The sequence below is a fragment of the Gottfriedia solisilvae genome (assembly GCF_002128405.1).
GTDB lineage: Bacteria > Bacillota > Bacilli > Bacillales > Bacillaceae_G > Gottfriedia > Gottfriedia solisilvae.
The window spans coordinates 169,188-182,702 of sequence record NZ_NETJ01000001.1; the positions used below are offsets into that span (position 1 = coordinate 169,188).

Sequence of the window (13,515 nt, forward strand, 5' to 3'; positions counted from 1 at the left end):
ACAAAGACTATGAGAATCAGACTGTTAATGGTTCATTGTACGCTTTAATGCGCCGGGCTTATTGTATACGCCTATTGACTCAATAATTGACTTACTTGATCCATTTAATCCAATTATTTTTGTATTAATTCCGTTTTCATGTAGCTTTAATATAATTTTATCTATCGCAGACACTCCAGATTCATCCCAAACATGTGCATGAGATAAATCAATTTCAACAGTTTCTACATCATCTTTATAATCAATTGCGCTAACAAAATCTGTTACAGATGCAAAAAATAGTTGACCTTCTACAGAATAAATACGTGTATTGCTTAAATTTATCTTCTTTGATGTCACTTTTACTTTTGAAATTTTAGCTGCAAAGAAAATTGCACTTAATAAAATACCAACAATTACACCAATCGCTAAATTATGAGTTGAGACCACAACTCCTACTGTAATGACCATAACAGCAGCATCTGTTTTAGGTAATTTTAATACATTTTTTAATGATGACCAATCAAACGTACTAATTGAAACAAATACCATAACTGATACAAGTGCAGCTAAAGGTATTTGAACGACTAACTTATTTAATACGATAATCAAAAACATCAAAAAACTTCCTGCGATAAAAGTTGATAATCTACCACGGCCACCTGATCTGACATTAATGACAGATTGTCCGATCATTGCACATCCAGCCATACCACCAAATAATCCATTTACAATATTTGCAATACCTTGACCCTTGCTCTCTTGATTTTTATTACTTGAAGTATCTGTCAGATCATCTAGAATTTGTGCTGTAAGCAATGATTCAATTAGTCCAACTAAAGCAAGTGATATTGCGTATGGTAAGATGATTGAAATTGTTTCAAATGAAATCGGTACATTAGGTAAGATGAAACTTGGTAAAGCACCTTTTATATCTCCCATATCTCCTACTGTTCGTACGTCGCTTCCAGTAGTGATTGCAATGACACTTATAATGAGAATTGCTACTAATGAAGACGGAATGGCCTTTGATATTTTTGGAAATAAATAGATTATAACTAATCCTCCTACTACCATTGCGTACATCTGCCAAGATTCACCAACGAAATATGGTAATTGTGCAGTGAATACTAAGATCGAAAGAGAATTTACAAATCCAGTCATCACTGAACGTGGTATAAATTTTACTAATTTTCCAATTCCTAAAAATCCTAATAAAATTTGAATTACACCAGTTAAGATCGTAGCTGCAAGCATATATTCTATTCCATGCTTTCTTACTAGCCCAACTAAAACTAATGCCATTGCCCCAGTGGCAGCTGAAATCATTGCCGGTCGACCTCCAACAAATGAAATGACTACGGCAATACAAACCGATGCATATAAACCCACCATTGGACTAACTCCAGCAATGATTGAAAACCCAATTGACTCTGGAATTAATGCTAATGCAATAACAATTCCTGAAAGAACATCGCCTCGTACGTTCGAGAACCACTGTTGCTTAAAATAAGCTTCCATATTTAGTACCTCACTTACTATATTCTTTTCAAAGTTCATTGATATCTCGCAAAATGGATATCGTCCCGACTTCATAAAAACCATTATATCTGCCTAACTCTATGTTAATCAATGAATTTATTATCTACTTTTATTTCTTGTGAAAATAAAATAACCGCTCAGGAACAAATCGAGCGGTTGTAACAATTATTAAATAGAATTTTCTGAATCGAGAAAATATAAAGAGCTAAAACTTATAAATATATTCAGTATTTAATACCTAACAAATACGGATCCAATTGTTTTGAACAGCTTTAATGACAGCGTTTAAACGATCTTGAACTTGCATTTTATGAATAATGTTTGAAACATGGTTTTTAACTGTTTTATTTGAAATAAATAGTTCACTACCAATTTGTATATTAGAATAACCTTTTCCTAACAGTTTTAAAATTTCAATTTCTCTTTTTGTTAACATCTTTTTCAGAGAATTTTCATCTAATGGTACACCTTGATTCGTTTTTTCAATTAAACGGATGTTTTCTTGAATGACATCATGAGTCAGGCGATGATCTAAAAAGAAATGTCCATTACGTACTTGAGTCACTACTTGAATCAAATAATGCTCATCAATGTCAGTTAAACAAATGCCATTTACACCAATGTGTAATAATCGCACAATTTCTTTATATTCTAAATTATTTTTGATAATAATAATATTTGTAGCATTGTCTCTAAGTTTAATATTTTGAGCCCTTTTTTCCATTTCTTCATTTTTAACATGACAAATAGAAATTGTATCATTTTGATCTAGTAAATATAAATGGTCTAACTCTTCCTTTTTAACGCTCATTTGGTGATGTTCTAAAATAGTGCATATACCGGAAACAAAAAGTGAATTCTCCACAAAAATAATTGTTTTATTCTTTTGATTATTATTTACTTTATTTGCTAACAATTTTTTCATTCCCATCTTAGTTGTATTCAATCTTCTCTGTATTTGAAAGGGATGTATACATATATATTAAACTTACTTTAATTTGCTGAACATTTATTATTGTACATTGTTTTTTTAATAAAATATATTTAGCGATTGTAATTTTAGTATTAAGTAATACTTAAAATACATGTTTTTGTTTCAAAAATTAAACACTTTTTACTATTATCAAAGATTTTATGATAAAGTTTTAGAGTAATAAAGTTGAAAAATGACAAAAACTGTTTAAAATTTAAACACAGGGGGAAAAAATGAATTTCGAACAATTGGAATATATTGTAAGTGTTGCAGATGAGAAATCAATTACAAGAGCAGCGGATAAATTACATATCTCACCTTCGGGAATTAGCCAAAGCGTGTCTCAATTAGAAAAAGAGCTTGGTATTTCGATATTTAATCGTTCACGAATTGGAGTCACTCTAACTACAGAAGGATTTGTCGTATATGAAAAATCGATTGATATTCTCAATAATTTAAAGGAACTAAAAGATGATTTAACAACAATAAAAAGATTGAATAAGAAACATTTAAAAATTACTTGTGCTCCAACATTTACTTATGTTTTACACGATGTTCTTAAAAAATTTTCTAATGAAAATAATGAAGTAACTTTTCAAATAGAAGAACAAAATTCAGTCAGTTTACTAAAAAATTTTAATAAAGATCGATATGATTTAGCATTTTTGCCTGCCCTTAAAAGTGAATTTGACAAGGAAACAAAAATTGAAATAGATTTTTTGCATAAAGGATATGCCTGTATTCTTGTAGGTAAAGACTCTCCCCTTTTTGATTTAGATTATGTAAATGCAAATCATTTATTAAATCAAAAAGTAGTTTTGTATAGTCTAACGAATAAACATTTTAGTGAAATGGTTAAGCGATATAAAAATGAAATCATATTAAAATCGAATAGAACTTTGACTCTAATTGAAATGATTAGAGAAAGTCAAGTTTTCACATATATACATGATATTACGATTAGAGATTACCCAGAGGTATTAAGTGGACAATTAAGAATAATCCCTATTAAGGATCCGGATTTTATTTATACTGACTTTTGGGTAATTTACTCTGCTTCAAATAAATTATCAAGTTCGGCTAAGAGTTTTATTAATGAGGTTAAACATCATATCAATAAATAAAAAAGTAGGATCTTTCAGGATCCTACTTTTTATATTGTCTGAGTCAAGCAACTAATCATGCAGTGAACGTTTTCATTTTTTTTTCGGTTATCATCTTTGCCGAATGTTAGAAAAAAAAGAATCCTCCCACAACACCAGTTAAAACAACTATCCAGGGAGCTAATTTCAAATATGAAATCATACTAAACAAAATTGTAGCAAATACAAAGTCCATTGGATTTAAAATGGTGCTTGTCCAAATTGGTTCATAAAATGATGCTATTAAGATCCCTACTACTGCAGCATTTATGCCAATTAATGCGCTTGAAATTCTATTATTTCTCCTTAATGTATTCCAAAATGGTAAAGAACCTAAAATAAGTAGAAAAGCTGGGAGAAATATTGCGAAAGTTGCTATTAATCCACCCTTCCATCCATTTAATACAGCTCCTAAATATGCTGCAAATGTAAATAATGGTCCAGGGACAGCTTGCGTTGCGCCATATCCTGCTAAAAAGGTTTCTTTATTAATCAGTCCTTGTTGTACAAACTCCTGCTGAAGTAACGGTAAAACAACATGCCCTCCACCAAATACTAAACCTCCTGTTCGATAAAAACGATCGAACAGATCAACCCAAGTTAATGTAGTAGATTTATTTAGTATAGGTAAAAGTAAGAATAATAGAAAAAATAAAGTTAAACAAACTAGAGCAAAACGTTTTGAGACTTTTATATTCATGTTTGTATTGTTTTCAGATGGACTTTTTTTGAATAAAAATAAACCAATGATTCCAGACAGTAAGATGATCACGATTTGAGAGAATTCCGAAGTCCAAAGAAGTGTAACAATTATTGAAAACAAAGCAACTGATTTCGTTTTTAAATCTGGTGTTAGTTTTTCCGACATACCTAAAATTGCATGAGCAACGATTGAGACTGCTACAATTTTTAATCCATGTATCCAACCAGTATGAATGAGCGCAGAATGCTGCATAAATTTCGCAAAAAAGATTAGTAATATGACAGATGGAAAGGTAAATCCAATAAATGAAACAATTCCTCCAAAAATCCCAGCTCGTATAACACCAATTCCAATCCCAACTTGACTACTTGCTGGACCAGGTAAAAATTGACTAAGTGCAATTAAATCTGCATACGATTGTTCATCCAACCACTTTTTTTTACGCACATATTCTTCATGAAAGTAAGCTAAATGCGCAACGGGTCCTCCAAATGAAGTAAGGCCTAACTTGGTTGAAACAAGAAATAATTCTATTAATAATATAAAATTGTTTTTTATTTTCATATCATTCATTAAGTACCTTCTAAAAAATTTTTAGTTTGCTTTATTAATTTTAGCTTAAACAATACGTTAATCTAAAAATATTACATATTTTTTATATAAAATTTACAATTCTGGTGGCAATTTATATATTACATTTCCTTTTTCATCTAAAAATTCCATACATGGAACATCAAATTCATCTATTGCTAATCGTATACGTGGATTTCCAATACGATCCATTAATTTTACAGATACTTCACCATTTTTACTTTTCCCCATAAATGCACGTTCGACATTACCGCTCCAAAGGTTTTCAATTACTCCTTCTTTATTTTTTTCATCCATTACTTTATTTTGGATTTCTTTATGTTTTTCTATCATTTCTGGAAGTGGGGTACTAGGTCGATCGTATACCGAAAAACCGTATTGCTTATCACCGTTATGATCAGTGTAATGCATTTGTACAACTTGATCTTGTTTATATTGATCAAAAGTAAGTGAAGCTATTGCCTGATAATTCCCCTCTTCATCAACTTCATTTCCATATATTAGACCACCAACCTCATCGCCATCATTGTTATAAAACATCATTCCAGAGCAAGGATCATTTTTTCTATGATTTAAAAAGACTTTGTTATTCATGATTCCAGGTGGTATGTGGTCATTATTAAAAAGTGACAACTTTACATTACCATTTTTATCAACGATATTTAATTTTTCAACTTCTAAGCTATCGATTTTGATGTGTTTATTATTCATCATTAAACTCCTTAAATAGTTTTTCTTTATAGTTTCTAGGATTTTACAAACTTTTCCTGTTAACAAATAAAAAAACAAAGCTATAAACTACTAACTTTGTTTTTTCTATTTATTTACATTAAATTTGATTGAGTATTTTCTACAGCTAGTTCTCTTAAACGAAACTTTTGAATTTTTCCTGATGCTGTCATTGGGTATGTATCAACAAAATCTATATATTTAGGTATTTTATGTTTTGAGATTTTCCCTTTGCAATAAGCTTGGATTTCTTCTTTGCTAATGGATACTCCTTCTTTTGGAATAATCCATGCCATAACCTCTTCACCATACACTTGATCTGGTACTCCAACTACTTGGACATCTAGAACTGACGGATGAGTGTATAAAAATTCCTCAATTTCACGAGGATAAATATTTTCTCCGCCACGGATAATCATGTCTTTTAATCGGCCAGTAACTTTGCAGTAACCATTTTCATCCATAATTGCTAAATCACCTGTATGTAACCAACCTTCTGCATCTATCGCTTCTTTTGTTGCACTTTCATTTTTATAATAGCCTTTCATCACATGATAACCTCTAGTGCATAATTCACCTTGTACTCCCCTTGGAACTTCATTTGTAGTCCCAGGCTCAACAATTTTGACTTCAACATTAGGAAGTGCTCTCCCTACAGACTCTACCTTTAATTCAATTGGATCATCTGTACGCGTTTGTGTGATGACTGGTGAGGATTCTGTTTGACCATATGCGATTGTTATTTCAGTGGCACCCATTTTTTCGATTACAGCCTTCATAACCTCTATTGGACAATTTGATCCAGCCATGATACCAGTTCTTAAACTAGATAAGTCATAGCTAGAAAAGTCTGGCTCATTTAATTCTGCGATAAACATAGTCGGAACACCGTGTAAGCCAGTACATTTTTCGTCCTGAACGGTTTGAAGTACTTTCTTTGGATGAAACTCTTGAACTGGTACCATTGTCGCACCAACAGAGACACAAGCCATCGTTCCTAAAACACATCCAAAACAATGAAAGAATGGAACTGGAATACAAAGGCGATCTTCTTTCATTAGCTTCATACAATTTGCAATATTAAATCCGTTATTGACAATATTTGAATGTGTTAGCATTACGCCTTTCGGGAAGCCTGTTGTGCCCGAGGTATATTGCATATTAATAACATCATGAGGATGTAAAGAATCCATTCTTTCGTTCAATTCATGATCAGACACGAATTTTGCTTGTTCCATTATGTCTTCCCAGGAGAATGTACCAGGATATTTTTCAATTCCTAATACAATTACATTTCTTAAAAATGGAAGACGAGTACTATTCAATTCACCAGGAATCGAATTCTTTAATTCTGGTACAATTTCGTATAGCATATTGATATAGGAAGAATCTTTAAATTGGTCCATTAAAATGATAGTTGTCGAATCGGATTGTTTCAATAAATATTCTAATTCAGATGTACGGTAATTTGTATTGACTGTAACAAGTACAGCACCCATTTTTCCTGTCGCAAATTGTGTTGTTAACCATTCAGGAGTATTTGATGACCAAACTGCAATATGATCACCTTTCTGAATGCCAAGATTCATTAGACCTTTCGCTACTTTTCGACAATGGTTATCAAATTGTTTATAACTCATTCTTAATCCTCTGTCAGCATAAACCACTGCTTCATGTTCAGGATGCAAGTTTGCTTTTTCCTCTAAAAGTTTACCGATTGTTACATCTAATAAATTTGTCATCTTATCCTCCTTATAAGTTAGCATTTACATGAAAGTATCCGCTTTCAAAATTAGATAAAAAGTATAAGTAAGAATATTCTATATATTTGAGGTATAACCTTCTTTAACTAAAAAAAAGATGTAAAAGAATGACCTTTTACATCTTTCTTGCAATCCAATTTAGTTAAATTTAATCGTTTGTAGCATTTCGATCATCTGTGGCGTTATCCCCTCTGAAGCTTCTTTGTTTTCAAAATGTATTGTGAATCTCACTAGTTTTCCATCCACTCTTTTTACGACAATATTTTGTTGGAATTTTGCATTATGAGCGTGTAAGAAGAAGTACGCATTTTTATAAAATGGGATCCCCACATCTGTTTTTATTTCCGTCACTTTTCCAGTAGATGAAAGATACAGTTTTGAATTTGCTTTTACATCACTTATTTTCGAATTGGCATCTAATACTTCAATTCGTGTAAAATAATATCCGTTTTTATTATATAGCAAAATGTATTTACCAGGTTCCTCTAGTCCGAAAGAAAAGCCAGTTTTTGTCTGTAGATTGACTTTCACCTTCATTGCATCGTAATTTAAATCCTTACTAATGATGAGAGTTTTACCAGCATATATTTTGTCTGATTTTAGTCTATTTAATTTCTTTAGTGCAGCGATGGTAGTCTGATATTTTTTTGCAATTGAATATAAAGTATCTCCTTTTTTAATTTTATACGTAATCGTTGCGGCATGTGTTGTTTGATTAAATCCGAGCATAGCGGTTAGACCTAATGTTAAAGCTGCAGTTTTTAATAAACTACGTTTCATTAAAAAGCCCCCTATATCTCTATTTTTTTGAATGACTCTATGAAGCATAGAATCATGATTCAAACTTGTATTCCGCACATTATTATGAATAAACTAAAAAAATCAATGCGCATTTACAGTTATATTCAATTTTCCCAACGTTTTTTCCTTCAAATTATTTAAAAGTCAAATTTTCGTGAGGTTTGTATATTGACTGATCTTCTTTGAACAATTACTGATTCAAAAAAAAGAAGAAGCTTCGATGAGCTTCTTCTTTTTTGTAAACTATTTTATGCAATTTTCTTTGCGTTTTCTGAATTAGGAGTAAATTCCCCTTCCCATTTCGCAATTACGACAGCTGCTAATGAGTTACCAACAACGTTTACTGCTGTTCTTGCCATATCAAGAATACGGTCAATACCCGCAATAAATGCTAAGCCCTCTACTGGAATGCCTACAGTTCCTAATGTAGCTAATAGTACGACAAATGATACGCCAGGAACACCTGCAATACCCTTTGAAGTAACCATAAGTACTAGCATTAGTGAAATTTGTTCAGTAATTGACAATTGGATACCATACATTTGTGCGATAAATACAGCAGCTAATGCTTGGTATAAGGTAGATCCGTCTAAATTAAATGAATACCCTGTTGGGATAACGAAAGAAGAAATCGCTTTTGGTACACCAAACTTTTCAACTTTTTCCATAATTCTAGGTAATACTGTTTCAGAACTTGCAGTTGAATATGCTAAAAGTAATTCGTCTTTAATCAACTTCATAAAGTTGAAAATATTTACACCAACCATTTTAGCAATTAATCCTAGTACAACTACAATGAAAAATGCCATCGTCCCATAAACAGTAATGACTAATTTCCCAAGTGGAATTAGCGATTCTAATCCAAATTTAGAAACAGTTACACCTATTAATGCAAATACTCCAAATGGAGCAAACTTCATGATTTGATTCGTAATATAAAACATTGTATCTGCTGTACCTTGGAAAAATGCAAGAACTGGTTTTCCTCTTTCACCTACTGCAGTTAATCCAAGACCAAATAAAACTGAGAAGAAAATAATAGCTAACATATTTCCTTCAACGAATGCAGCAAAAATATTGCTTGGTACAATATTTACAAACGTATCGGCAAACCCATGACTTTTTACTTCAGATGCAGTTTCAACATAGCTATTAATATCCGTTTTTTGAAGTGCACCCATGTCCACTCCAGAACCAGGATGGAATATATTTGCAACGAATAGTCCAATAATAATAGCGATTGTTGTAATAATTTCAAAATAGATGATTGTTTTACCGCCAAGGCGACCAAGTTTTTTTGTATCTCCTACACTTGCGACACCAACAATAATACTAGAAATGACAATCGGTATAACGATCATTTTAATTAATCTAAGAAAAATGTCTCCGATTGGTTGTAAGTAACTAGCTACATTTGGGTTACCAAAAAATATGGCACCTACGATAATCCCTAATACTAGTCCAATTAAAATTTGCCAAGCTAATCCAATTTTTTTCATTTTTAAAAGTCCCCCTTTTTTACAAGATTTTAGTCATAGAGTGGATACCAAGAAATAAAACCAATGAAGTTTTCCTTCTTAATGGTATTTGGCATTCTGCAATGGCTTCCTCTGTAAACGATGGAACTTTAAATTACCCATCACTCACAATGAATTGAAAATTGTTAAAAATGCATTAGAAAAAGTTATATAAAAAATAGTATAACAGAAATCATTACGATTTCAACTTTGAAGCATTTACCAATAAAATGGAAATGATTAATTCTATAACCCTTATCATATCTAGAATTAATCCATTTATCATAATTTATTATTTCTTCATGATTGTTCAAAAATTTTCCAATGTTCATTTTTATGAAATAATATTAAGCCTTTTATATCATGAAATTAAGCTGCTTTATCTGGAATAATAATTCAATAAAAATAGGGAAAATAAGGAATTCACCCTGTTTACGTTTGAACATGTATTGTTTATGATTAATTTAGGAAAATAAGCAAAATTATTTATTTTTTGATAATCAATTTTGTTTTTAGTTAAAATATGACAATTTTTTATGTAGAATTCTTGTCATTTGAATAATCACTATTGATTATTACAAAAATAAGTTAGTAATTTATGTTTAAGAAGTGAGGTAAAATCATTGAAAAGTACAGAAAATCGTCCTAAAGCTGTAATCGTTATTTTTGGTGCAACTGGAGATCTTGCAAAAAGAAAATTATTTATTTCTATTTATAGACTGTTTTTGAGTCAAAAAATTGATGAAGATTTTGCTGTAGTTGGTGTTGGGCGAAGACCTTGGTCAAATCATGAATTTCGTGAAACAGTAATGAAATCAATTCAATCTTCTGATCAAAGTCAAAATGATATAAATAGCTTCCTTTCTCATTTTTACTATCATCAATTTGATGTTTTAGAACCATCTTCTTACTTAGAACTAGGCACTCTATTAACGAATATGGATGAACATTATTCTATTCCAGGGAATCGAATTTTCTATTTAGCAATGGCACCAGAGTTCTTTGGAACAATTGCCAAACAGCTAAAAGAACAAGGTTTAACGAATACTAATGGTTGGAGTAGACTTGTAATTGAGAAACCTTTCGGCCATGATTTACCTAGTGCAATTGAATTAAACAAAGAAATTAGAGAAGCATTTACAGAGAATCAAATTTATCGAATTGATCATTATTTAGGTAAGGAAATGGTTCAAAATATTGAAGTCATCCGTTTTGCAAATGCAATGTTTGAACCGCTTTGGAATAATCGTTTTATATCCAATATACAAATTACGTCAAGTGAAGTTTTAGGTGTTGAAGATCGAGGAAGATACTACGAAAACTCGGGTGCTTTAAAGGATATGCTGCAAAATCATATGTTGCAAATCGTATCATTACTTGCAATGGAGCCACCAATCAAACTAACTACAGAGGAAATCCGTAGTGAAAAAGTAAAGGTTTTTAAAGCACTTCGTAAAATTGATGAAAATGAAATTAAAAATTACTTTGTTCGCGGTCAATATGTTGAAGGTACAGTACAAGGTAATCAAGTTCCTTCATATCGAGATGAGGATAATGTCGATCCGAACTCTCAGACTGAAACATTTGTAGCTGGTAAACTTTTCATTGATAATTTCAGGTGGGCTGGTGTCCCTTTTTATATCAGAACTGGAAAACGTATGGCACTAAAATCTACTAAAATTATCGTACAGTTTTCTGATATTCCTATGAATTTGTACTATAATACGAAAGAGCAAATGACACCAAATCTACTGATCATACATATACAACCAGACGAAGGCATTACACTACAATTAAATGCAAAGAGATCGGATGCCGAAAGTTATACAAAACCAATACAATTAACTTTTAATAATAATTGTGTTGACTGTATCAATACCCCTGAAGCATATGAAAGACTAATATATGATTGTATGCTAGGTGATGGAACGAACTTTACCCATTGGGATGAAGTAAAATATTCTTGGAGTTTTGTTGATGTCATTTCTCAAGCGTGGACGAATAATCTTGCCCCATTAACAACTTATGAATCCGGATCAATGGGTCCAAAAGAATCTGATTCTTTATTAGCAACAGATGGACATAATTGGTGGCCAGTTTCAGATCTTTTAAATGATAATAAAGATAGATAAACTAAAAACCCTTGTAAAATTACAAGGGTTTCAATCTGCCCGCAAACGCTCGAATTCTTTGTTGCTTCGCCTGATTGCGGTGCTCATACCTTCAAGGTAACTCCGCTTCTCATTTGGCTTTGCGTCTCGAATGACAAGCGCTATATTTTGTACTTTGTATACAAACCGAACCCTTGTAATGATACAAGGGTTTAATTTGTAATTCAATCTGATTGATTATGTCCACTGAGTATGGAATTTTCCTTCTTTATCTGTGCGTTCGTAAGTATGTGCACCGAAGTAATCACGTTGTGCTTGAATTAGATTTGCTGGTAAATCAGCTGTACGATAGCTATCATAATATGCTAATGCAGCCGAGAAACAAGGAATTGCTACACCTGCTTCAATCGCAACCACACTAATTTTACGTAAAGCTACTTGGTAACTTTCAACAATTTCTTTAAAATACGGGTCAAGCATTAGATTTGCTAATTTGCCATCAAGATCGTATGCTTCTTTAATTTTTTGTAGGAAAGCAGCTCTAATGATACATCCACCGCGGAAGATCATCGCGATTTCACCGTATTGTAAGTCCCAATTATACTCATCAGAAGCAGCTCTTAATTGAGCGAATCCTTGTGCATAAGAACAAATCTTGCTCATATAAAGTGCTTTTCTTACATCCTCGATTAATTGTTCTCTATCACCGCTAAATTTGTAATTGGAAGGCCCAGATAATAGTTCGCTCGCCTTCACTCTCTCTTCTTTCATCGCAGAAATAAAACGAGCAAATACTGATTCAGTAATAATGGATAATGGTACTCCTAAATCTAATGTGCTTTGACTTGTCCATTTTCCGGTACCTTTTTGCCCTGCTTTATCAAGGATAACATCAACTAATGGCTTTCCAGTTTCGTCATCTGTTTTTGTGAAGATGTCAGCAGTAATTTCGATTAAATAACTATCTAATTCGCCTTTATTCCAATCACTAAATACATTGTGTAGCTCTTTTGCTGTTAGACCTAGAACATTTTTTAATAAAAAGTAAGCTTCTGAGATTAATTGCATATCTCCGTATTCGATTCCATTGTGAACCATTTTAACGTAATGGCCTGCTCCGTCTGGACCAATATATGTCGTACAAGGTTCATTATTTACTTTTGCAGATATTGCTTCAAAGATTGGCTTTACAAGTTCAAAGGCTTCCTTTTGTCCACCTGGCATGATTGATGGGCCTCTTAATGCACCCTCTTCTCCGCCAGAAACACCTGTTCCAATAAAATGAATGCCACTATCTGATAATTTTTTATTTCGTCTTTGTGTATCTTTATAATATGTATTTCCACCATCAATTAAAATATCGCCTTTTTCAAGATGAGGAAGTAATGCATCAATCGTTGAATCTGTTGGCGAACCAGCTTTAACCATAATTAAAATTTTACGAGGAACTTCTAATGACTGTACGAACTCTTCGATTGAAAAAGCTCCTACGACTTTTTTGCCTTCTGCTTCTTTTAAGAACTCTTCTGTTTTTTCTGCTGATCGATTATACACAGAAATAGAAAAACCACGGCTTTCGATATTAAGCGCTAGATTTTTCCCCATTACTGCTAAACCAATCACACCAATTTGTTGTTTAGCCACCTGAATTAGTCCTTTCCTAT

Annotated in this window: 10 protein-coding genes; 2 read left to right on the forward strand and 8 right to left on the reverse strand. The window is 32.1% G+C overall.

The window, feature by feature from the left end; genetic code table 11:
• Positions 1 to 24: 24 nt before the first annotated feature.
• On the reverse strand, positions 25 to 1,500 hold the full coding sequence (locus CAB05_RS00645) for a SulP family inorganic anion transporter (protein ID WP_087997844.1): 1,476 nt from the start codon (positions 1,498 to 1,500) through the stop codon (positions 25 to 27).
• A gap of 259 nt (positions 1,501 to 1,759) precedes the next feature.
• Positions 1,760 to 2,446 carry a response regulator transcription factor gene (locus CAB05_RS00650; RefSeq protein ID WP_158093142.1) on the reverse strand — a complete coding sequence of 229 codons (687 nt, stop codon included), beginning with the start codon at positions 2,444 to 2,446 and terminating at the stop codon, positions 1,760 to 1,762.
• 281 nt (positions 2,447 to 2,727) lie between these two features.
• On the opposite strand from CAB05_RS00650, the gene CAB05_RS00655 reads away from it, so the two are divergent.
• Positions 2,728 to 3,618: a LysR family transcriptional regulator gene (locus tag CAB05_RS00655; protein ID WP_087997846.1), complete on the forward strand. Its 891-nt coding sequence runs from the start codon at positions 2,728 to 2,730 to the stop codon at positions 3,616 to 3,618.
• Between the two features lie 106 nt (positions 3,619 to 3,724).
• On the opposite strand, the gene CAB05_RS00660 is transcribed toward CAB05_RS00655, so the two are convergent.
• From CAB05_RS00660 to CAB05_RS00680, 5 genes are all read right to left on the reverse strand, one after another.
• Positions 3,725 to 4,912: a chromate transporter gene (locus CAB05_RS00660; RefSeq protein ID WP_087997848.1), complete on the reverse strand. Its 1,188-nt coding sequence runs from the start codon at positions 4,910 to 4,912 to the stop codon at positions 3,725 to 3,727.
• 93 nt (positions 4,913 to 5,005) lie between these two features.
• Positions 5,006 to 5,641, reverse strand: a complete 636-nt coding sequence (locus CAB05_RS00665; RefSeq protein WP_235821332.1) for a hypothetical protein — start codon at positions 5,639 to 5,641, stop codon at positions 5,006 to 5,008.
• A 113-nt stretch (positions 5,642 to 5,754) separates the two neighbouring features.
• Positions 5,755 to 7,401 (reverse strand): AMP-binding protein, encoded by a 1,647-nt coding sequence (locus CAB05_RS00670; protein WP_087997851.1) that lies wholly within the window; start codon positions 7,399 to 7,401, stop codon positions 5,755 to 5,757.
• A 159-nt stretch (positions 7,402 to 7,560) separates the two neighbouring features.
• Complete coding sequence (locus CAB05_RS00675; protein WP_235821333.1) at positions 7,561 to 8,202, reverse strand: LysM peptidoglycan-binding domain-containing protein; 642 nt, start codon at positions 8,200 to 8,202, stop codon at positions 7,561 to 7,563.
• A gap of 269 nt (positions 8,203 to 8,471) precedes the next feature.
• Positions 8,472 to 9,722, reverse strand: a complete 1,251-nt coding sequence (locus CAB05_RS00680) for a cation:dicarboxylate symporter family transporter (protein ID WP_087997853.1) — start codon at positions 9,720 to 9,722, stop codon at positions 8,472 to 8,474.
• A 641-nt stretch (positions 9,723 to 10,363) separates the two neighbouring features.
• Here CAB05_RS00680 and zwf point away from each other — a divergent pair.
• The gene (zwf, locus tag CAB05_RS00685) at positions 10,364 to 11,872 is read left to right on the forward strand and encodes a glucose-6-phosphate dehydrogenase (RefSeq protein WP_087997854.1); all 1,509 of its coding nucleotides are present in this window, start codon (positions 10,364 to 10,366) and stop codon (positions 11,870 to 11,872) included.
• A gap of 216 nt (positions 11,873 to 12,088) precedes the next feature.
• On the opposite strand, the gene gnd is transcribed toward zwf, so the two are convergent.
• A complete protein-coding gene (gnd, locus tag CAB05_RS00690; protein WP_087997856.1) occupies positions 12,089 to 13,495 on the reverse strand; it encodes an NADP-dependent phosphogluconate dehydrogenase in 1,407 nt (468 codons plus the stop codon).
• Between the last annotated feature and the right edge of the window lie 20 nt (positions 13,496 to 13,515).

Excerpts from the sequence above, each read along its gene's own strand:
- CAB05_RS00645 (WP_087997844.1), bottom strand. The coding sequence starts at position 1,500 with ATGGAAGCTTATTTTAAGCAACAGTGGTTCTCGAACGTACGAGGCGAT.
- CAB05_RS00650 (WP_158093142.1), bottom strand. The coding sequence starts at position 2,446 with ATGAAAAAATTGTTAGCAAATAAAGTAAATAATAATCAAAAGAATAAA.
- CAB05_RS00655 (WP_087997846.1), top strand. The coding sequence starts at position 2,728 with ATGAATTTCGAACAATTGGAATATATTGTAAGTGTTGCAGATGAGAAA.
- CAB05_RS00660 (WP_087997848.1), bottom strand. The coding sequence starts at position 4,912 with ATGAATGATATGAAAATAAAAAACAATTTTATATTATTAATAGAATTA.
- CAB05_RS00665 (WP_235821332.1), bottom strand. The coding sequence starts at position 5,641 with ATGAATAATAAACACATCAAAATCGATAGCTTAGAAGTTGAAAAATTA.
- CAB05_RS00670 (WP_087997851.1), bottom strand. The coding sequence starts at position 7,401 with ATGACAAATTTATTAGATGTAACAATCGGTAAACTTTTAGAGGAAAAA.
- CAB05_RS00675 (WP_235821333.1), bottom strand. The coding sequence starts at position 8,202 with ATGAAACGTAGTTTATTAAAAACTGCAGCTTTAACATTAGGTCTAACC.
- CAB05_RS00680 (WP_087997853.1), bottom strand. The coding sequence starts at position 9,722 with ATGAAAAAAATTGGATTAGCTTGGCAAATTTTAATTGGACTAGTATTA.